Source organism: Burkholderia sp. PAMC 26561, from assembly GCF_001557535.2.
Taxonomy (GTDB): domain Bacteria; phylum Pseudomonadota; class Gammaproteobacteria; order Burkholderiales; family Burkholderiaceae; genus Caballeronia.
On sequence record NZ_CP014308.1, the window covers coordinates 260,420 to 282,241 of the forward strand.

The window sequence follows — 21,822 nt, forward strand, 5'->3', positions numbered from 1 at the left end:
AATTGGATTTACCGGAGAGGGTGTGCCGCGACGCCGCACCCATGACTCGTCGACATCTTCTTTTGGCATCGTCTTGGGGAGTGCATTTGTCTATGCACCCGTGCTCCCAAACGTGCCGATTAAACAAGAACGCTATAAGACAACACGCCCATCGCGCATTAAGATGTCAGCGTTCGTACGTTTGACGGGTTGCAAGGCGCTTCATTTTTGATAACGCTCGGCTGCGTGTTCCTGACCGAAGTTAGGCAACATCGCCTGTCGCGCCGCATCAAAGTCAAGCCACTGCTGAGCGTCGGGCAAGGGCGGAATTGTGATCAACTCGCGACGGTCGAACCCGACCAGGGCAGCGTCGACGAGGTCGGCAACTTCCATGAGCCCCTGAACCGCAGCAATATTGTGTCCGGCGCGTTCCCAGATTTCAGTCCGTGTGGCTGCGGGCATCACCGCTTGCACATACACGCCACGCGAACCCAACTCGGCATGCAACGACTGGGAATAGGTCAGCACGAAAGCCTTCGTCGCCGAATACACGCCAAGCGGATACTCGGGTGCGAGCGCGAGCACTGAAGAGATATTTACAATAGTGCCGGCTCCGTTTGCCACGAATCGCTTTACCACCGCCGAGCTCAAGCGCATCACAGCCGTAATGTGAAGTTGGATCAGAAACTCTTGCTGATCGACAGTGGTCGCTTGAAATCCGCCCGGTGCTGTAGCACCCGCGTTGTTGATAAGAATATCGATCGAATCGTCGTCTTGAAGGCGGCGTTCCACGTGAGCGAGGTCTTCGCGCTCAGTCAGATCGGCCTTTAGCACGTCGACCGATACGCCATGCTCGCTGCGTAGGCGCGCGGCTGCCTGTTCGAGGCGGTCCAGATCGCGTGCGACTAACACGAGATTGTGTCCTCGTTTGGCAAAGCGCTCGGCGTAGGTTGCACCAATGCCGCTTGAGGCACCGGTGATCAGGACGGTGGATGGTGTTGTAAGTGTCATCGAATTTCTCAAAAAAGATTGATAGGGAGACATTCGCAATCGCCTCGATTGCGAATGTCTCAGTTGCGGCAAGCCGGGATACAGCGTATTCGCAGATGCAGCGAGCTTCTCAGGGCAACCTGCTTTCCAGCGCTTCGATCGCGCTGGCTACGCCCTCGCCGTATCGCGCGTCGGCTCTTTTACAGTGCTTGATATGGAGTTCCTTGACAGGTACCGACACGCCTTTCATCGCGCGCGCGGTGTTGTCAAACAGCGCCTGTTGTTGTTCCGCGCTCATGCTGCGGAACAAATTGCCGGGCTGGGAGTAATAGTCGTCATCAACGCGGTGATTCCAGTGGTCAGCCGCTCCCTCAAGTGACAAGGGGGGTTCACGGAAATCGGGTTGTTCCTGCCATTCGCCTCGAGTGTTCGGCTCGTACGGCGTAGCGCCCCCCATATTCGCATCGACTCGCATCAAGCCGTCGCGATGGTAACTATGAACGTATCGGGCCCCGCGCGGCGCGTTCACTGGGATTTGATGGTAATTGACGCTTAAGCGATAGCGTTGAGCGTCCCCGTATGCGAAAAGACGCCCCTGCAGCATTTTGTCGGGCGAGAAGCTGATGCCTGGAACCACATTGGCCGGCGCAAAGGCGGCTTGTTCCACGTCAGCGAAATGGTTCTCGGGATTGCGGTTTAACTCCATGAAGCCAACTTCGATCAACGGATAGTCGCTTTTTGGCCAGACCTTCGTCAAATCGAACGGATTAATATTATAGGTAGCCGCTTCGTCTTCCGGCATGATCTGGACCGACAACGTCCACCTCGGGAAGTCCTTGCGTTCGATCGATTCGTACAGGTCACGATGGTGCGTTTCACGATCACTACCGGCAGCGCTCTCGGCTTGCGCATCCGTCAAGTTCCAAATGCCTTGCTGCGTGCGGAAGTGAAATTTCACCCAAAAGCGTCGGTTCGCTGCATTGATGAAACTGTAAGTGTGGCTGCCAAACCCGTGCATGTGTCGGAACGTTTTGGGAAGTCCGCGGTCACTCATGACTATCGTAACTTGATGGAGCGCTTCAGGAAGTTGTGTCCAGAAATCCCAGTTATTTTGGGCGCTTCGCAGACCGGTTCGGGGGTCGCGCTTGATTGCGTGGTTCAGATCGGGGAACTTCAGCGGATCGCGCAGGAAAAAAACAGGCGTGTTGTTTCCGACAAGATCCCAGTTGCCTTGTTCTGTGTAGAACTTCATGGAAAACCCACGAATGTCGCGTTCGGCGTCGGCCGCGCCCCGTTCACCTGCAACGGTTGAGAAGCGCGTGAACATCTCGGTCGTCTTTCCGATTTCAGAAAAAATGTTTGCTTTGGTGTACTGAGTGATGTCATGCGTCACGGTAAAGGTTCCAAACGCACCGGATCCTTTTGCATGCATACGACGTTCGGGAATGACCTCGCGATCGAAATGCGCGAGCTTTTCCAGAAACCATACGTCTTCCAATAACGCCGGACCGCGCGGCCCCGCGGTGCGTATGTTTTGATTGTCCGCAACTGGTGCGCCAAATGCGGTAGTTAATTTGTTCACAATAGATCCTGTAGGGGCGTGGCGTCGACCAGGAGTCGACGCAAACTGTCAATTTAAGAAAATGCAGCTGCTTCCAACGGCGCGGGCCACGCGACGTACGACTAGATGATCGAAATCCAGTATCGGATCAAGATCGAAGTATCGCAACGCTCAACGGACGGCGAATGCTGCCAACCATACGTGGACTCCTGCCATCGCCCCACACGAACCGTCGCCTGAGGCTTAAAGTTGCGCTTAGCCAGACCTGAAACAATTTGTTCAACGTCCGTATTGACGACGACTACCAACGCTTAAAAATGAATCGGTCGAAAGCACGTCAAGACATCTAAGATAAGTAGAACCGGAAGCGTTAGAAGGACTTTAAGAGGATTTCACACGGATAACCAATCCGATCGCGCCAATCTAGCATCGCTACATGGCCGAGCTTTTTGGTACCCGTTGGTCTGCCGAAACGCAAGGACGCTCCGGCGCTGGGAGATCCCGATCGCTTTGCTACACTTTTTCACCAGCTTGGCGCCAGGCTCGGAAAAAGAGGAACGAGCACGCAAACGCCAACCTTCCGGATTCTTCGTAAGGTACGCACGCAACTTTTCATCAGGAGGTTTGAATGACGATGTCAAAAGGGGAGCAGCCCATTCGTTTTGACGACGGAGCCGCATACGAGCGGGGCATGGGAATCTGGAGTCAGTTGGTCGCCAATGAGTTTCTAGACTGGCTTGCCCTGCCGCATGGGAAGAGGTGGATAGATGTTGGATGCGGTAACGGTGCCTTCACCGAATCGTTGATCAGTCGCTGTATGCCACACGAAACTCAGGCAATTGACCAGTCTGAAGACCAACTAGATTTCGCCCGCAAACGGAAGGCTGTTGGTAGTGCAGTCTTCCAGCAGGCCGACGCGATGGCGCTGCCATTTGATGATGACCGCTTCGATGCCGCTGTAATGGCTCTTGTGATTTTCTTCGTCCCGAACCCCGCTGGAGGGGTTGCTGAAATGACTCGTGTGGTCAGGCCTGGCGGCCTAGTTGCTGCTTACGCATGGGACATTGCCGGTGGCGGGCTCCCGTTTGAGCCCATTCGCTCTGAACTCGCCCGTATGAGCGTGAAGTTACCGATGCCCCCTCAAGCCGAGGTCTCGGGGCTAAAGGCGCTGCAAAGGGTTTGGGCCGCCTCTGGCCTCGAGTCCGTAGAGACCCGGGTGATCTCGGTGCAACGGATCTTCGGCAACTTCGATGAGTTTTGGAGCACTAGCATGCTGATTGGGGGTCTTGCTGAGACAGTGGCCGCGATGGCTTCCAGCAGGGCCGAATTACTAAGATGGCGCGTTCGCACTCTCATGCGAACCAACGAGGTCGGCCAGATCGTTTGTGACGCGAAAGCCAATGCGGTTCGTGGTCTCGTGCCAATGTAGCTCGCATGCTCGGGCCGGACGGGCCGTCGCCCGCCTTGGCACGTGTGTCTATGTCATGCCATGCCATCCTCGCTTGAGAAGTCGGTACCGGTATCTTGGGACTTGGCATGCCTGTGAACAAAACCTGTTGGGGCGAGCAGGTAACTGTTCGACTCGCGCGGCCGAGCGGTGCATCGGACATAGCCGATGCACCGTCGCTTACTGATTAAACGTTAGATCGGCTTTGAGACGATGACATTGTAAATGGAGACGATTGCACTACTCGCTCGGGGCGGGATGCACGGATAATTGCTCGTATCGGCGCTGCTGTGGACCGCCGCGCTTTTAAGAAGAAACATGATGCTGAGCCTTGTCAAGTATCGACCCGAGCACTGTTTGTCTACCCAGGCTGGCCAACGAATATATTATTTTCAAGGTCAATATAGACCGGCCGTTCAGCGCCTGGGCACGGCGGGGAGAAACTTAACGACTTACCTGCTTTAATGTCTTCGCGGTCCACTCCGGCGGATCAGGTGATGAAAACAAATACTGTTGGAGCTGAGAGATGAGCGAAGATCGCGTCCAAATGCCGGTGGCTTTCTTCGGCATAGTGGTAGGCGTACTGGCAAGCGCAAACGCCTGGGACGTCGCTGTCCGTGTCTGGCGATTACCCGCTGACTTTGCGGTGGCACTGAGCGCGATTGGTATTGCGCTTTGGTTGTTTGCATTGGCACGCTACAGTTACAAGTGGCTACGCCATACGCGCGAGGCTCGCTCCGAGCTCCTCAATCCGGTGCAGTCTTCATTCGCCGCGTTGGTGCCGGTCTCGAGTTTGCTGGCGTCAATGGCACTACTGCCATATGGGCGGACGATCGCCGCCGTCATCTTCGCAATGGCAGTGGTGGCGCAGGTGGTACTTGGAATTTATTTACATGGGAAATTGTGGCAAGGAAGCCGTCGGGCAGCGCTCATAACGCCAGCGATCTATCTGCCGACCGTCGCCCCGAATTTCGTTACGGCGACTGCTGCGGCCGCTTTTGGGCTACCCCAAGTAGGAATGCTGTTTTTCGGCGTTGGCTTGTTTTTCTGGATCGCAATCGAATCCCTCGTGCTTCACCGCGCTATGGCTTACGACTCTTTGCCCGACGCTCTTCGACCTACCCTCGGTATTCAGATCGCCCCGGCCGCGGTTGGGGTGTCGCTTACATGAGTTTAACCAGTGGCGTTCCTGACATATTCGCGCACATGCTGATGGGTTACGGGCTTTACCAAGCGCTGCTGCTTGTGCGTCTGCTTCCGTGGATTCGCGGCCGAGCGTTCACGGCGTCTTATTGGTCTTTCAGTTTTGGCGTTGCGGCGTTGCCTACGCTTGCAATGCGACTGGTCGAGCGAGGTTCTACCGGCGTGATTGAATGGCTCGCAGAAGTGCTCTTTGTCGCTGCAAACCTGATTGTCGGTGCTCTGATGGTGATGACACTGAAGCTCTTGACTCGTGGCAGGTTGATGTCTAGCCCTGCATCACCGAGTCAGATTTTAAGGGAAAAGACATCAGCACAGCTGGCGCGCGACGCGCGCAGTTACTAAAAGCAAAATGCACTGCGTTGTTCAGACAATTGCGTTGTCCTGGTTCGTGATGTTAGCCATAGAGGATGTTGACCGTCCGCCGTTCGAGCGAAGAATGATCTGATGACAAGTTGGCGCGATTAGATTAGAGGTCTCTTCATAACACTCCTAAGATCTGTTCATCGCATCCACCTCGGCTGCAGGGTTCAACTCAAAGGAGTTATCGCATGTCTTCAGTTTGGCTCATTACTGGAAGTTCACGTGGCCTCGGCCGTGCATTGGCAGAAGCGGTTCTCGCCGCAGGTCATCGGCTCGTTGCCACCGCGCGAAAGCCGTCAGATCTTGCGGAACTTGTCGAAAAATACGGCGACAGCGTGCGTGCTGTGTCGTTGGATGTTACCGATTCGGTTTCGGCTCGGGCAGCGGTAAAGGAAGCCGTGGATGCTTTCGGTCGGCTCGATGTGTTGGTCAATAACGCCGGATACGGCAATGTCGCGTCGATCGAAGAGGGTGATGAAGACGACTTCCGCGCTCAGATTGAGACGAACTTCTTCGGCGTGGCAAATGTCACGCGCGCTGCGATTCCCGTCATGCGGGCACAGCAGGCGGGTCATATCCTGCAGATCTCATCTATCGGCGGTCGTGCCGGCTCACCGGGTCTTTCGGCTTACCAGTCAGCAAAGTGGGCGGTAGAGGGTTTCTCTGAAGTGTTGGCGAAAGAGGTCAAACCGCTTGGGATCAAAGTCACGATCGTGGAGCCTGGTGGCTTCCGTACAGATTGGGCCGGCTCGTCAATGTCGGTTGTGCAACCAGGAGAGGCGTATCGGGAGTCCATCGGTGCCTTTCTAGCCTTCCGTGAACTGGTCAAGCCGATAGGGGACCCGAAAAAGGCCGCGCTTGCGATCTTGAAGATCGCGGGTATTGACGAGCCGCCTTTGCGACTGTTGTTAGGAACGGATGCAGTCATGATCGCAAGCATGGTGAATAAGGCTCAAGCCGCAGGAGACGCGCAGTGGAACGACCTAAGTCTCTCGACCGACGCTGACGACGCGGATATCGAGTCGCTCGTATCGTTGCTTAAAAAAATTGGCTCGACTGAAGAGAAGGCGGCCTAAATGACACCGACACCCAATGTGCGCGTTCAATCCGAAACCGTGCCTATAAGCGTAGCGCTTCTAACGCGCCTGGACGCCATTGGGGTCAATGTTGTTCGTGTGCTCGAAAGGGCCGGCGTGCCGCGGCCGACAACGTCGATAGGCACGCTGCACCTTGATACACGGCTGTTTTTTGCTGTATGGTCAGCCATTGGTGAGGTTGCCGGAGACGAAGAAATCGGCATCCGTATCGGTAGCCATGCGTTTGATGGCAAACTTGATCTAGCGTCAACGTGCGCGCTTCATTCAAAGGACCTGGCAGACGCGTTCAAGAAGCTCTCGCGCTACAAACGTCTCACGTGTCCGGAGGACGTCCGGGTCGACGTGACAGGTGGCGAAGCTGCCGTTACGTTTCATTGGCTTCTTGCAGACGCTTTCGCGCCGGATTTGCTTGTCGACGCCATTTTTGCGTCCACCGTCAAGTTGGCAGGGAGGGCTTCAGGTGGTGCAATCGCTCCTAAGCGGATCGAGCTGGCTCGCCGGACCAAGCGTCAAGCGCAACTCGCACGGCATTTCAAATGCGACATACGTTTCGATGCGCCTATAGATGCGCTCATCTTCTCATCGGCTGATATGAGGACACCTTTTATTACGCACGATGAACGCATGGTTCACGAACTTGTACCGGGCCTAGACGCGGAGCTCGCATCCGTTTCTAAAAATCAAACGTTCGATGGTCAGGTGGACGCGGCGCTTCTTCGCGGAATGCGCGGACAACGTCCGAGTGTTGAAACGCTTGCTGCTGAACTCTCGATCAGCCCGCGAACGCTGCAACGGCGACTCACTCAAAATGGGACCCACTATCAAGAACGGCTTGATGGGATCAGGCAGCGCGTTGCCCATCGGTTGCTGGAAAATACCAATCTTGATCTGGGCGAGATAGCCTGGTTCCTAGGCTTCGAAGAGCTGAATTCGTTTTCTCGCATATTCAATCAATGGGAGGGAGTCACGCCTAACCGCTGGCGTGCGCTGAAAACTAGCGCCCCGTCCACGATTTCTCTATAAGACTACCGAGAACGGATGGTAGTGAATGCTCGTCCTAAACGACTTTTGTTTCGCCAAGTGGACTCAAATTATCGCAGTTGTGACGGGAACCGTTCCATCGTTGGGACATCTCGTTCAAAAAACAAAATGTGTATTTATTTGATTCAAGAAACGAATGGACATAAACTCCTGGACGCCCCCAATCCTCTCCTAATTCAATTTGCCGTTTGCGTCAGCGAACCGAATATTATGAAACCATTTTCGCCATTATTCCAACCCTTTAAACTTAAAAGCCTGACAACCAACAATAGGGTGGTTATGGCACCAATGACGCGTCGAAAAAGTCCTGGTGGGATTCCGGGCGCCGACGTCGCGGCGTACTATCGCCGGCGCGCGGAAGGCGGCGTTGGATTAATTATTACAGAGGGTACGACGATAGACCGTCCCGCGGCGTCAAATCATTCCAGTATCCCAAATCTGCACGATTCGGCGAGCATCGAAGGTTGGCGCGAAGTGGTCAGGCAGGTTCATGAGGCGGGAGGAAAGATCGCACCACAGCTATGGCATCTTGGACTGATGCGCGAAGCGGGTGCCGGTCCGCATCCCGACGCAATCAGCGAAGGTCCTTCTGCTGTAAGCGGCGCAGGCAAGCCAATGAACGATGAAGACTTGCAAGACACAGTCTTGGCATTTTCGAAGGCTGCGAGAACGGCCAAAGACATTGGTTTCGACGCCGTCGAGGTCCATGGCGCACACGGTTACCTGATCGATCAATTTTTTTGGGAAAAGACTAACCGCCGCGAAGATCAATACGGCGCGAGTGTCAAAAATCGAGGGCGGCTGGCGGCAGAAATCATTAAAGCTATTCGAAGGGAGGTCGGTTCCGAGTTCGTCATTTCCTTTCGTCTATCGCAATGGCGGGTTCAAGACTACGACAGCAGATTGGCGGCTACAGCTGTCGAGTTGGAAGAATGGCTCGGACCCTTGGCGGACGCGGGTGTTGACCTGTTGCACGCATCGACCCGCCGATTCTGGGAACCTGAGTTTGCGGGATCGGATCTTAACCTCGCGGGATGGATAAAAAAGCTCAGCGGGCTTCCGACTATTACCGTCGGTTCAGTCGGTCTCGATGGTCCCGACTTCCTCGATACGTTGTTCAATTCCAAAACCGGCGATAGTCACTCGCATCGTTCAAACCTCGCGAGTCTAGAGGCGCTGAGCGAAAGACTGCTGCATAAGGAGTTCGACCTGGTCGCAGTCGGCCGCGCATTAGCAAATGACCCGCAGTGGCTAGCAAAGATTCGGGAAGAGCGGTCTAGTGAGCTCCGTCCATTCTCCGCGGCGGCGCTAGACACACTGAGCTGATGTTGCATGATCCGCACCTTTCACAAGTCGGAGAAGTTACGGCCCTTTCCTTCGATTGATCATTGAAGGAAAGGGCGCCCAATTAGTTGAAGTTCAGCATGACAGCCCACCGCCCAGATGATCCGCCCATAGATATATAGAACGGGTCATCTTGGGTGCGACATCGTGAGCCGTCAAATATCCTCCGCATTTCGCCGCACGAGATCCTTCGGTTCCTGTGTATGGCTCATTACGTCTTTACATAAAGAGGTAGCTATGAAAAAAACCCACATGCAGAACGAGATTCTTCCCAATCTTTCTCTTCGAAGGACGCTTGTCGCAGTTGGAATTGGCTTGATTGGCGCTATTGCGCCGGTTTTATCCACCGCAGATGAATCTGGCTCAACTGGCGCCGGGAAGCAAGACCGCAGGACGTCAAATGGAAGCAGCAAGACAACATACGGTACCCAGACAGTTGGGGATGTCGAGGTATTTTATCGAGAAGCCGGTCCGAAGGACGCGCCCGTTATTTTACTTCTGCACGGGTTCCCAACAGCAAGTCACCTGTTCCGTGACCTGATGCTCGAACTGTCGAAGCGATATCGGCTAATTGCTCCAGACCTCCCTGGCTTTGGCAACACCAAAGCACCGCCGCGCGGCGAGTTCAATTACACATTCGATAATTTGGCAAAGGTTATCGACGGATTTACAGTTGCACTGGGGCTAAAAAAATACGCGATCTACGCGTTCGATTACGGCGCGCCGACCGGCTTCAGGCTTGCGATGGCGCATCCGGAGCGCGTGACAGCGATAATCAGTCAAAATGGAAATGCTTACATCGAAGGCCTGAGCGACACATGGGGCGACTGGCAAACCTATTGGCGCGCCCCGACGCCCGCAAATCGAGAGGCTTGCCGCGGCTCGCTTTCAGCTGACACGATCAAGAATTTTCAATACCTGCGCGGAGCCGACCCGTCGTTGATGTCACCCGACGGTTACACCTTAGACATCGCCTACATGGGGCGTCCGGGCGCAGAGGAGATCCAGCTCGATTTGATACTTGACTATCGTAGTAACGTCGCCCTCTATCCAAGCTTCCAGAAATACTTTCGAACCCATCGGCCGCCGCTCCTTGCGGTTTGGGGGAAAAATGATCCCTCGTTCATTCCGCCAGGCGCGACGGCTTATAAGCGGGACATTCCCGATGCCGAGGTGCATTTTCTTGACACAGGACACTTCGCACTCGAAACGCACAGCCCCGAGATCGCCGCAATGATCGACTACTTCTTGACGAGGAAGCTCCCGGCAAGCGTATGAGTCGTAGCCGAAGCCATGCGCGCGATTTCGGATGGCGGCCTAATTTGGATCATTGCCGGCAAGGAAGAGACATCCAGAACAGGAAAAAGACAGCGCCGCTAGCGACAGTCGCAAGCATGGAACCTCTAGATGCCCCCCATACGGCCAACGTGGCGAATGCCGCAGACCTAACTACAGAACAAAAAACATTATATAAAAACAGATTTTTGTCCAAGGCTTACACCTATCTAGTGAATGCGGGCTAGCGGCTCATCTATCGAGGACCATGTGAATATCCCTTGCTTTTGAATTGGTCACTTTGGACGCGGATTGGTGCTCACGACTCTGTTGCGTTTTGCTATGGCGCAGGCGTGGGACCTTTGAATGCCATTGGCGGCATGCAAGCGTTGTCCCTTTGTTGCCGATGCGAACCACGTCTTCCAAGATAGGGTCTGTATTGATTTCTTGGAAAAGCGATCTGGTCGATCGCTAGGGAGAACGAGAAACGATTCCGTCAAGTGCTGCTGACTCGTAAGCTTACCTACACATTCGTGCGCAGTCCATCCGGAACGGCAGCGGGTTTCGGCCGCCCAAGGAAGAAGGATGCGCAAATGCTGACAAGGGACATAGCGGCAAGATAAGCCGCAACGGCGTATCCCGAGTGGAACGTCTGGAACAACCACAGAGAGACCAACGGCGCCGGGCCTCCCGCGATAATAGATGCTCCTTGATATCCCAGCGATGCTCCGCTGTAACGAATATGAGCGGGGAATGACTCAGCTATGTAGGCGGCCTGCGAGCCGTATAGTGCCGCGTGGATGACCATTACGAAGACGGTGCCTCCAATCACTGCGAGCGGCAGCCGCGTGTTGAGTAATGCGAAGTAGGGAAATGCGAACAACATCATGCAGATCGCGGCTGACATGTAAGTCCGCCGACGGCCAATGCGGTCGGCGACATAACCGAAGAACGGTAACGCGAAGCAAGCGACCAGGGCGGCGATTAATACGGCGTTCAGCATAAGGTCCCGACCGAGCGCCAGATGCTTTGATCCGTACAGCACCGCAAACGTAGTGAGCGTGTAAAAAGCGGCCTGCTCACCCGGACGGATGAGCGCCGAGAGGAGAATGGCGCGCCACTCGGTGCGAATTGCTTCCCCGAGCGGACTCTTCGTGCGATCGGCCGACCTGTTGGCTTCGATGAAGTCGCGCGTTTCGGGAACGCCGACGCGAATAAGCAGTCCGAACATCAGCAGCACCGCACTCGCAATGAAGGGGAGCCGCCAGCCGTTTTCCAGCAGCGCTGAACCGGCCAGATGACTGCAGGCGCTCCAGACAAGGACTGAGATCACGAGGCCGAGCGGAACGCCGACGTTCGGCAACGATGCCATGAAACTCCGCCGCTTTCCATGATGTGATTCCATCGAAAGCAGAACGGCACCCCCCCATTCGCCTCCGACCCCGATGCCTTGCAGGAAGCGAAGCCCAATCAACAGCCATCCTGCAGCAGGTCCGACCACTTTTTCTGTCGGCAAACAACCGACTAGCACCGTGGCGACGCCCATCAGCGTAAGGGTGGCGACAAGAGTGGATTTACGGCCGACTCGATCACCCAGATGGCCGAAGAGCGCGCCTCCTAATGGACGTGATAAAAAGCCTACAAAAATTGTAGCGAATGACTCCATCAGGCCATCGGATCCGCCGTATGAGAAAAACAGAGAAGGAAATACGAGCGCTGCAGCAGTACCGTAAATAAAAAAGTCGTACCATTCGATGGTCGTACCGATGACACTGGCGATTGCCGCGCGTCGTTGTACGCGCTTTGAGGCAGATAAGCTCTCAATCGTGTCGTCAAGCAGCGCAGATTGGCTTGGGTTCATGTTTTGTCTCCTGATATTCAACGTAACCATCGTGTATCGCTTGGTGCGATGTCGCTCAGAATTTCGCCTCCGCACGCTACGAAAGCGCGCGGCTGCGCAATCTGACCCATTGCACAAGCTGGTCGCCGTCTGACGCGGCGTTGATCGTGTTCTCTTGCTGGAGTGGGCGGGTTGAACGCCTAGGTCGAGAAATGGGTAAGCGGCCGTCCTTAACGTGCGACGGGTGCCAGGAAGCCGCTGCGACCTGGGTGTACGTCGCGACTGAGGGCCAGCGGCGTTCGCCTGTCGAGCAAACAAAGCCAGCGCCAAAGTGGCGGTCGTAGTGGTATGCCGCCCTTGAAATCCGACTGAGGATGACCGAGTGCGGCGACCATCAAGCGCGCACGGTGCGACGACAGTAAGTCGCCATCGGCAACTGATCTGCCGATCCGTCCGTGCAAGTGATCGAATTAACTCATGACATTGCTTTGGTTTTTAGCACTGCGAATTCGGCGCGGAGGGCCTCGCTATGCTCCCCGATGGCCGGCGCGCGGGCGAACCGTTGCTCATCCCATGGCGCACGCACGGGCGGGGCAATCATTTGAATTTCCGAGTCGTCAACGGACATAGGCCAGGTGCGAAGTGCAGGGTGTTCGGACATTCCCCGGACCGAACGTACCTGACCATATGCAGTGTTGGACGACGACAGGCGCTCCAGTGTTTCGCTCAAGTCAAGGCTCGCGAAGGTATCTGCAATTAAGCGGTCCAGCGCATCGCGGTTTCGAACCCTTTCGGTATTCGATGCAAAGCGCCGATCCAACGCAGTCTCGGGCTGCTGCAGGAATGCTTCGCAAAAGCGCTGCCACTCCCGCTCGTTCTGAATGCTGATAACGATGTCATGCCCGTCGCGGGTGGAAAACGACCCGTACGGTGCGATCGATGGATGCTTTAGTCCCTGGCGGGTCGGCGCCCCATCGCCATAAACTTCATGCAGATAGGGAATCGTCATCCAGTCTGCCGCACCATCAAACAGGGACACCGATACGCCCGAGCCGCGGCCGGTACGCTCGCGTAGCGCAAGTGCGGAAAGCACGGCGATGGCGGCGTTCATGCCCGCACCGATGTCGCAGATGGACACGCCGATACGGCCGCAAGCCTCCGGGGAGCCACTGATACTTGCGAGGCCGCTCTCGCACTGGACCAGCAGGTCATATGCCTTTTGGCCGCTGGCGTCGTTATCGTTGCCGTAGCCGGTAATGTCGCAGGTAATAAGGCGTGGATACCGCTTACGGAGCGAGGCGCTGTCAAAGCCAGCGCGTGAGAGTGCCCCGGGCGCGAGGTTTTGCACAAACACGTCTGCGTTGGTCAAGATACGGTGCAAAAGCTCCGCGTCGTCGGGCTGTTTAAAATCCATCACGAGCGACTCTTTGCCACGGTTCGTCCAGACAAAGTAAGACGAGGTTCCTTTCGCAGCTTGGTCGTAACCACGCGCAAAATCGCCTTCGGCACGCTCGATTTTAATCACGCGTGCGCCCATCTCTGCAAGCCGCCCTGTGCAGAGGGGTGCAGCCAGCGCCTGTTCAATCGACACTACGACCAAGCCCGCAAATGGCTTAGCCAGCAGAGCTTCGTTTTCGATGACGCGCATTGTTGTCTCCAGAGTCTGTCGATGTACTGAATCGAGTATCGATAAATTAAGGTTCCGGATACAGCGAGCTTTTTCGAACGTTGCGTTCGCGAATGACGAAATGACGCGATGCAACAATAAAAAAGCGCCATTCAAGTGCCTTTTATTTGAAGGCCTCAGTTGCGATACACTTTGCAAAATTCGACGTGGCCGAACGGTATGCCCTACGATCTGACAGATTTAAAGGTCTTTCTCGCGGTCGCTGAAGAAGGCAACGTTTCGCGCGGAGCCGAACGGTGTCACCTTGCACCGTCATCAGTGAGCTTGCGGATAAGAAATCTGGAAAATGCGGTGGGTGTGCCGTTGCTTACGCGTCAGGCCCGCGGAGTGAGCCTAACGGGCGCCGGCCATGTTTTGATGGAGCATGCGCGGCGGTGTCTGGCGCAACTTGAGCAAATGCGGGCTGACCTACTTCCCTTTGCGCAGGGCCTGACTGGCCACGTGACGGTTTTTGCCAACAACAATGCGATCAGTTCCCATCTGCCGCACGACCTTGCCCGGTTCTTCGCGCTGCATCCGAGCGTGCGGATAACAATGGAGGAGCGTCTGAGCCACGATATCGTTGTAGCCGTCGCGGCCGGCCGCGCCGACCTTGGTGTAGTAGCGCTTGAGACGGGGTATCCGAATCTGGACTTTCTTCCTTATCGCGAGGATCAGCTCGTCCTACTTACGCCGATCGACCATTCGCTCGAGCTGAACACAACGGCGAGTTTCGCGGAGTGCCTCGGACAACCGTTTATTAGTCTGCAGTCAGGCGCTGCACTGCACACGTTCCTAATGAGTCATGCCACGGCGCTTGGCGGCCGCCTCGACGTCCGGGTGCAGGTTTCAGGCTATCGGGCGATCGCGCGTCTGGTCTCCTCCGGGGCCGGCATTGGCATCGTGCCGCGCTCGGCTATCGAACCATCAGACCAAGGGCAGCTTGCCGTGGTGGACTTGATCGAGCCTTGGTCTAAACGAGACCTTCGCGTATGCGTGCAGCGACATCCTAATGAGAAGAACGTCTTTCGGGATAAGTTGATCGAAGTCTTATGTAGCGGTGCTGACGGTTCACGTACGCCGGCTACACATGCGCACTGACGGGAACTGCGGTGGTCAAGGTCCGGGTAGGCCTATCCTGGCACACGAGATTACCGTAGCCCCGATCGTGTTGCGGTCCGCATCGCACGTAAAATCTAATTGGATCCGTCTTGGTGATTTCGCGCAGATTGCAATCGCTTGGCCGCTTTTCGAAACCACCACGCGACGCCTGCTCGACAAGGGGGCGTTTGCGGGATGCGTCGAGAGCCCCTCGCATCGCTTACATGTTGTTACTGCGTGGAAAATGAGCGGATTTGCAAGACAGAAGCACGTGTTGCATTGCGAGTTGACGACGCTCGTGCGGCACTGACGCGTGCCGCTGCATGTAACCCTGTTCAGGAGGCTCTAGATGCGCTTCGATGTCGCGGATTTACGCTTGTTCGTCGCTGTCGCCGAGGCGGGGAGTATCACGCATGGCGCTACGCGCGCCAATCTCGCCCTAGGCTCAGCAAGCGGGCGAATCAAACAGATGGAAGAGGCGGTCGGCGTGCCCCTTCTTTTGCGCGAGCGCCTGGGAGTTACACCAACCGACGCCGGCCGTACGCTGCTGCGCCATGCGCGAGTGACGCTCGCATCGATGCAACGCCTGACCGACGATCTTGGTCAGTTCGCGCACGGACTCAAAGGTACCGTGCGGCTGCTGGCAAACACCAATGCGCTCATTGAGTTCTTACCCACGCCAGTGAGCCAGTTCCTCGCCGACAATCCAAATGTCAACATAGAGGTCGAAGAGCGCCTGAGCCATGAAATCGTCGAAGCGTTAATGGACGGCGTGGCGGATATAGGAATCGTCGCGTCGACCGCGAATATGAGCGGGTTGCAGGCATTCCCGTTCGCGTCAGATCGGCTTTGTGCAGTAGTTCCTGCATCAGCAAGTGCGTTCGACGGTATGCGGGATATCGCGTTTGAACAGCTGATCCAACACGATTTCGTGGGCTACGGCGCCGATGCATCTATCCAGATCTACCTGGAGGGTCACGCTCGGCTGCTGCATAAGCGGATCCGCCAAAGAATTCAGTTACGAAGCTTCGACACTATTTGTCGGCTGGTCGAAAATGGGGTGGGCGTCTCTGTTGTGCCTGAATCCACCGCTCGCCGTTGCAAACGCACCATGAGCATCCGGACGCTGCGTCTGCGCGACGAATGGGCGGTGCGCGAGATGCGTGTATGCGTCAGCGAACGTGATGCGCTTCCTACGTTTGCGCGAAAGCTTCTCGATCATTTGACCAAACAAGGCAACGGTTTGAAGGCGCACAAGCCAGCTTCTCTTGGTGAGTAGATGGTCCTCTTGGCCAGCCTTCTACATTTCCGAAGGCTGACACCAAAAATGCCGCATTGTCGGCGCAGTGCATGACGAAGAAAATCAGGGCATCGAATCACTCAACAAGGTGCCCAACGTCATGCCGAATCATTCTGTTGTTCGCCAGCGCAGTTGGCTTTTTACGCCAGGAACCCAGCCCGACCGGCTGCTGAGCGCTGCAAAAAGTCACACCGACATATCGATCTTTGATCTTGAAGATTCTGTTTCGCCCGCCGACAAACGTACGGCACGAAACAATCTGCGCGCGCTGCTCAACGCGCCTGCCGACGAATCATTTCCTGCCTTTGCCGTTCGGATCAATTCAACCGCAACGCGGTTTGGACTGGATGATCTTGCCACGCTACTTGATAGCTCCCGCATGCCGCAATTCATCTTGTTGCCAAAGATTGAATCGGAAGAGCAAGTGGTACAGATCGCGGCTCTTTTAGCGGAAGCAAACCGCTCTGCCGCGCTCGTTCCTTTGATCGAATCGGCGCGAGGCTTGTCTGCCGTTAGTGCGATTGCGCAGGCTGCACCAAGCGTGACCGCATTGATGTTCGGCGCAGCAGATTTCGCATCCGATGTCCGCGCTCAGCCTGAAGCGCTCGCGCTGCAGGTGGCTCGTGTCCGGATCGCGGCGGCATGCGCGCAAGCCGGGATTAGCGCGATTGATGCGCCCTGTTTTGCCATCCACGATGTCGACCTGCTCAAGGCCGATTTAACGTTCGCCGTCACTAACGGCTTTCGAGGAAAGGCCGCGATCCATCCGTCGCATATTGAGTCTATCACCCGTGCGTTCACACCTTCCGGGGATCGCATTGCGTGGGCCAAGCGCGTGCTAGAAGCGAACGATCAGGGCGCGGCAGTCGTCGACGGTCGCATGGTAGACGAAGCTATTGCCCGAGAAGCGCGCGAAATACTTGCCGCCGCCTAAACACCCCACCCACTTAAGGAGAATCACCATGACCGCCAATATTTCCGCTTATCGCCAGATCGAGGCCAACCGTTTCCGCGAAACGTCGGGCCTGTACTTCGAGGATTTCGTGCCGGGAAATACCTATGAACACCGGCCCGGACGGACCATTACCGACGTCGACAACATCTGGAACACGCTGCTGACGATGAACACACAGCAAGTCCACTTCGACGCAGCGTACGCGGCGAAGACTGAATGGAAAAAGCTGCTCGTTGACAGCACGTTCACCCTTGCGCTGGTCACGGGCATGAGCGTACGTACAGTGAGCGCGAAGGTCGTTGCAAATCTGGGCTGGGACAAGGTCCGTGCAACGCATCCGGTCTTCGCTGGCGACACGCTGTACGCCGAATCGACGGTTATATCAAAGCGCGAATCGAAGAGCCGCCCAACGCAAGGCATCGTCACCGTCGAGACGAAAGGCATCAACCAGGAAGGGAAGGTCGTGATGACATTCGAACGCACCATGTTGGTCTACAAACGCGGCCAGTCGCCCGAAGCGGATGCTAACTACTGATCGATGCACCTTCAGGGGCCGATTGCCAACCACGAACACAGAGAAACATCATGAATATCAAACTGAACGTAGAAGAACTTTACAAGAGCAAACTCGCAACGCCAGCCCAGGCAATTTCGACGCTGCGCAGTGATTCGGCGATTGCCCTTGGCATGGCCATGTCGCAGCCGCCAGCACTGCTGGAAGCGCTGGGCGAACGCGCGGCAGCGGGCGATATTGACGCATTGAAAGTCTATTATTTCCACTCCGAAGAATTTTTGCGCAAGAGCCTGCTGCGCTACTCACTCATGGGTCGCATTCAGCCGCACTGCATGTTTATGGGTGCGCCAGAGCGTGAATTGATCAAGCTCGGAGTAGCGGACGGCGACCGGAAGGTAGTCTATTTCGTGCCGAATACATTTAGCCAATCTCCGCGACTTTTTGCGGACCATATTCCGATCGATACGATGCTCGTCATGGTTTCACCGATGGACGCGAACGGATATTTCACTTTCGGCACGAACAACGACTACACCAGCGGCGTCGCGCGCGCGGCGCGTCGGTTGATCGTCGAGGTCAATCCCAATATGCCGCGTGTGTTCGGGGACTCTCTGATCCACATCTCCGAAGTCGACGCCATTGTGGAATCCAATCATTCCATTCCCGAATTGAACCCCAAAGCACCGACGCAGGAAGACAAAGTGATCAGCGCCGCTATTGCTGAGCTCATCACCGACGGTGCCTGCCTCCAAATGGGTATTGGCGCGCTGCCCAACGCCGTGTGCAGCGCGCTTGCAAGCCACAAGCATCTTGGCATCCATACTGAGTTGCTCACGCCTGGCTTGGTCGACCTGATTCAGCGAGGCGCGGTTGACAATTCTCGCAAGACGCTCAATCGCGGTAAATCCGTGTTCACGTTCGCGATGGGCAACAAGGCAATGTATGACTTTATGAACGATAACCCGACTGTGGAAAGCTACCCTGTCAATTACGTCAACGACCCGCATGTGATTTCACAAAACGACAACGTCGTTTCGGTGAACTCGACCATCGAGATGGACCTGACGGGAGCGTGTAATTCCGAACATGTCAAAGGGCACCAGTACAGCGCCACCGGCGGTCAACTCGACTTTGTTCGGGGCGCATATGCATCGCGGGGCGGCAAGTCAATCATCGCGTTTCACTCAACCGTAGGTGCGAGCCATGTGTCGAAGATTGTTGCTCGCTTGAATGGTCCTGTCACGACGCCGCGCACTGATACGCATCTGGTCGTGACCGAATACGGCGTAGCCAATCTGAAAGGCTTGTCTTCGACCGAACGCGCCAAAGCGCTGATCCGGCTCGCTCATCCCGACGTTCGCGAAACTCTGAACGCGCAGGCCCGCGAACTGCACCTTCTTTGATATTGAGACACACCGTGAGCAATAATTTAGCTGACTACCTTACGAAGACACTCGAGGCAGCAGGTGTTACGAAAATCTGGGGCGTTACGGGTGACAGCCTGAACGGCCTGTCCGCCAGCCTCGAAAAAGTCGAATCGATTAGCTGGATGCACACTCGGCACGAAGAAAGTGCTGCGTTCGCCGCCGGAGCCGAAGCAGCGGTGACAGGGCGATTGGCGGTATGCGCAGGAAGTTGCGGCCCTGGGAATCTGCATCTTATCAACGGTCTTTTCGACTGCCACCGCAATCACGTTCCTGTACTCGCCATCGCCGCCCATATCCCATCCACCGAGATTGGGCTTGGCTATTTTCAAGAGACTCATCCTACAGAACTCTTTAAAGAATGCAGTCACTACGTCGAACTGGTAACCAGCGCCGACCAGTTCCCACGTGTACTCGAACGTGCAATGCGCACCGCGATCACCGAGCGGGGCGTGGCTGTGATTGTCTTGCCAGGAGACGTCGCCCTAGGCGACGCACCCTCTACGATGCCGACTTGGGTTGACGCAGATCCGCCCACTATTGTGCCAGCTGAATTCGATCTGAACCGTCTCGCGGATTTGCTAAATGATTCGAGCGCCGTGACCATGCTCTGCGGCAGCGGATGCGCGGACGCACACGATGAAATTGTTGCTTTTGCGGATACACTCGCCGCGCCCGTCGTGCACGCACTGCGCGGAAAGGAGTACGTAGAGCACGACAATCCATTCGACGTTGGTATGACGGGTTTCATCGGCTTCAGTTCTGGTTATCACGCCATGATGTCCTGCGAAACCTTGGTTATGCTGGGTACGGATTTCCCCTACCGGAATTTCTACCCGCCGAAAGCGAAGATCATCCAGATCGATATTCGCGGCAGTGCGCTCGGAAAGCGGACACCTCTTGCACTTGGGCTGGTAGGCGGTGTCCGTGAAACTATCGAGGCACTTTTGCCGCGGCTGACAGTGAAAAGCGATCGTCGGTTTCTCGAAAACGCTAAGAAGCACTATGCGGTAGCGCGCAAAGACCTAGACGAATACGCGCGTCCTTCGCCCCCGGGACGGCCGATCCATCCGCAATACCTAACCCGGCTGTTAGATGAAATTGCGGATAAAGACGCCATTTTTACGGCTGATGTCGGCACACCGACGCTCTGGGCGGCAAGATATCTCACAATGAACGGGTCAAGGAAGCTGATCGGATCGTTTAATCACGGTTCGATGGCCAATGCTATGCCCCAGGCACTGGGAGCGCAGGCGGCGCAACCTGAGCGGCAAGTGATCTCATTGTCGGGCGATGGTGGTTTGTCCATGTTGCTTGGTGATCTGCTGAGCGCCCGCCAGCTAAACTTGCCGATCAAGGTTGTCGTGTTTAACAACAGTTCATTAGGCTTCGTCGCGATGGAGATGAAGGCGGGCGGCTACCTTGATACCGGCACCGATCTAAGCGCCACCAATTTCGCAGCGATCGCGGAAGGCGCGGGAATCTACAGTATCCGCGTCGAAAAATCGGAAGATTTGCTGGACGCGTTGGAGCGGGCGCTGGCGCGTCCCGGTCCCGTTCTCGTCGACGTGGTCACAGCGAAACACGAGATCGCATTGCCCCCTAAGGTACAGTGGGCTCAGGCAAAGGGCTTTAGTTTGTACATGATTCGAGCGGTGCTGAACGGGCGAGCTGATGAAGTTGTCGAACTGGCGAACACGTACTTTCGCTAACTTCCCAAGCGAAGTTTGATGTTCATTTATCGTGCGCCTAGGAGCTAATATGGAACATCTGCACGAAATGCCCCACTCGCCGCAACGACGGCTTATCGTCGATTTTTACCGAGCGATCGCCGCGCACGATATTGAACTGTTGCGCACAGTTGTATCTCGCGATTGGCAATATATTCCTGCGATATCCGATGACCAGTTTGGCCCTGACCAGTTGATTCCGGCGTTTAAAAGGCTGGCGTTCGGGCTGCGCAAAATGAAGATTGATCTGCTCGATGTTCTCGTCAGCGACGACCGCGTCGCCGTTCGTGCCAGTGTTTCTGGAACGCAAACCGGTCCGATAATCGGCGTGGCGGCGACGTCAAAACCGATCAAGTTCGCTGTTCATGCCTTTCACGAAGTGAAAAACGGCAAAATCATGCGGACGTGGCATCTCGAGGATTGGCTCAGTGTGTTCCAACAAATCGGCAGGACGCCCTGACCTTTCTTACTAATTTGCTTTTAGATTGGGTGCCTGATTGTCGGACCATAGCGTAGGCGCTCGCTTAAGACACGATGGTCATTTTGAGAGGAGTAAGCAAAATATCGAGCGTCCCGCACAACGGCAGCGCGCTATTCGCCGTCTATAGTGCCTTAGACATTTACGCTAACGGAAATATCAAAAAGGCGTCCGCGATATTCAACTAAGGAGATCACGATGTCCGCAACTACTTTCGAAAATTTGATTATGTTTTTTTAGGTGACGGGAAAGGCGGAAAATCGCTCGCCATGGAACTTTCAAAATTAGGAACGGTTGGCCGTCGTCGAAGAAGGAATGATCGGCGGATCGTCCATCAACATTGCATGTATCCCAGCAAAGGCGCTTATCCAGAGTGCGCGCCTGATGCACGCGGTTCGCTCGGCTGACGCCACTACGCACGGCACCGATGACAAGAAAGTCAACATGAAGAAGTGCATCGCCACGTTCGCGCCATCGTTGACGGATGGTCAACACTAACCAGAAAGCGTTCGATGCC

The 21,822-nt window shown here is 55.6% G+C and carries 18 protein-coding genes; 14 read left to right on the forward strand and 4 right to left on the reverse strand.

Going from position 1 to position 21,822, the window contains the following annotated elements; translation table 11 throughout:
- Positions 1–201: 201 nt before the first annotated feature.
- Complete coding sequence (locus tag AXG89_RS24120) at positions 202–990, reverse strand: SDR family NAD(P)-dependent oxidoreductase (protein ID WP_205583093.1); 789 nt, start codon at positions 988–990, stop codon at positions 202–204.
- 109 nt (positions 991–1,099) lie between these two features.
- Positions 1,100–2,551 (reverse strand): catalase, encoded by a 1,452-nt coding sequence (locus tag AXG89_RS24125; protein ID WP_062173283.1) that lies wholly within the window; start codon positions 2,549–2,551, stop codon positions 1,100–1,102.
- A gap of 607 nt (positions 2,552–3,158) precedes the next feature.
- Between AXG89_RS24125 and AXG89_RS24130 the strand changes: the two genes are divergently transcribed.
- From AXG89_RS24130 to AXG89_RS24155, 7 genes are all read left to right on the forward strand, one after another.
- Positions 3,159–3,959 carry a class I SAM-dependent methyltransferase gene (locus AXG89_RS24130; RefSeq protein WP_236873542.1) on the forward strand — a complete coding sequence of 267 codons (801 nt, stop codon included), beginning with the start codon at positions 3,159–3,161 and terminating at the stop codon, positions 3,957–3,959.
- 544 nt (positions 3,960–4,503) lie between these two features.
- Positions 4,504–5,148 carry a hypothetical protein gene (locus AXG89_RS44370; RefSeq protein ID WP_335671985.1) on the forward strand — a complete coding sequence of 215 codons (645 nt, stop codon included), beginning with the start codon at positions 4,504–4,506 and terminating at the stop codon, positions 5,146–5,148.
- A complete protein-coding gene (locus tag AXG89_RS44375) occupies positions 5,145–5,522 on the forward strand; it encodes a hypothetical protein (protein ID WP_335671986.1) in 378 nt (125 codons plus the stop codon). The genes AXG89_RS44370 and AXG89_RS44375 overlap by 4 nt, the downstream gene beginning before the upstream one ends.
- A gap of 206 nt (positions 5,523–5,728) precedes the next feature.
- A complete protein-coding gene (locus AXG89_RS24140) occupies positions 5,729–6,616 on the forward strand; it encodes an oxidoreductase (RefSeq protein ID WP_062173285.1) in 888 nt (295 codons plus the stop codon).
- Positions 6,617–7,660 (forward strand): AraC family transcriptional regulator, encoded by a 1,044-nt coding sequence (locus AXG89_RS24145; RefSeq protein ID WP_062173287.1) that lies wholly within the window; start codon positions 6,617–6,619, stop codon positions 7,658–7,660.
- Between the two features lie 228 nt (positions 7,661–7,888).
- Entirely contained in the window at positions 7,889–9,004 is a 1,116-nt protein-coding gene (locus tag AXG89_RS24150) for an NADH:flavin oxidoreductase (RefSeq protein ID WP_062173289.1), read from the forward strand.
- 255 nt (positions 9,005–9,259) lie between these two features.
- Positions 9,260–10,300 (forward strand): alpha/beta fold hydrolase, encoded by a 1,041-nt coding sequence (locus tag AXG89_RS24155; RefSeq protein ID WP_062173291.1) that lies wholly within the window; start codon positions 9,260–9,262, stop codon positions 10,298–10,300.
- Positions 10,301–10,820: 520 nt separating this feature from the next.
- Here the strand turns inward: AXG89_RS24155 and AXG89_RS24160 are convergent.
- On the reverse strand, positions 10,821–12,188 hold the full coding sequence (locus AXG89_RS24160) for an MFS transporter (RefSeq protein ID WP_236873543.1): 1,368 nt from the start codon (positions 12,186–12,188) through the stop codon (positions 10,821–10,823).
- 424 nt (positions 12,189–12,612) lie between these two features.
- Positions 12,613–13,785, reverse strand: a complete 1,173-nt coding sequence (locus tag AXG89_RS24165) for a CaiB/BaiF CoA transferase family protein (protein WP_062173295.1) — start codon at positions 13,783–13,785, stop codon at positions 12,613–12,615.
- A 198-nt stretch (positions 13,786–13,983) separates the two neighbouring features.
- On the opposite strand from AXG89_RS24165, the gene AXG89_RS24170 reads away from it, so the two are divergent.
- From AXG89_RS24170 to AXG89_RS24205, 7 genes are all read left to right on the forward strand, one after another.
- Entirely contained in the window at positions 13,984–14,904 is a 921-nt protein-coding gene (locus AXG89_RS24170) for a LysR family transcriptional regulator (RefSeq protein WP_062173297.1), read from the forward strand.
- A gap of 349 nt (positions 14,905–15,253) precedes the next feature.
- Positions 15,254–16,183 carry a LysR substrate-binding domain-containing protein gene (locus tag AXG89_RS24180; RefSeq protein WP_062173301.1) on the forward strand — a complete coding sequence of 310 codons (930 nt, stop codon included), beginning with the start codon at positions 15,254–15,256 and terminating at the stop codon, positions 16,181–16,183.
- A gap of 121 nt (positions 16,184–16,304) precedes the next feature.
- Entirely contained in the window at positions 16,305–17,138 is an 834-nt protein-coding gene (locus AXG89_RS24185; protein ID WP_062174074.1) for an aldolase/citrate lyase family protein, read from the forward strand.
- 28 nt (positions 17,139–17,166) lie between these two features.
- Positions 17,167–17,694, forward strand: coding sequence for a (R)-specific enoyl-CoA hydratase RipB/Ich (gene ripB, locus AXG89_RS24190; protein WP_062173303.1), 528 nt, complete (start codon positions 17,167–17,169; stop codon positions 17,692–17,694).
- Positions 17,695–17,744: 50 nt separating this feature from the next.
- Positions 17,745–19,076: an acetyl-CoA hydrolase/transferase family protein gene (locus AXG89_RS24195; protein WP_062173305.1), complete on the forward strand. Its 1,332-nt coding sequence runs from the start codon at positions 17,745–17,747 to the stop codon at positions 19,074–19,076.
- 2 nt (positions 19,077–19,078) lie between these two features.
- Positions 19,079–20,809 carry a ubiquinone-dependent pyruvate dehydrogenase gene (poxB, locus tag AXG89_RS24200; RefSeq protein WP_442861756.1) on the forward strand — a complete coding sequence of 577 codons (1,731 nt, stop codon included), beginning with the start codon at positions 19,079–19,081 and terminating at the stop codon, positions 20,807–20,809.
- Between the two features lie 49 nt (positions 20,810–20,858).
- On the forward strand, positions 20,859–21,287 hold the full coding sequence (locus tag AXG89_RS24205) for an ester cyclase (RefSeq protein WP_062173309.1): 429 nt from the start codon (positions 20,859–20,861) through the stop codon (positions 21,285–21,287).
- The last annotated feature ends 535 nt before the right edge of the window (positions 21,288–21,822 follow it).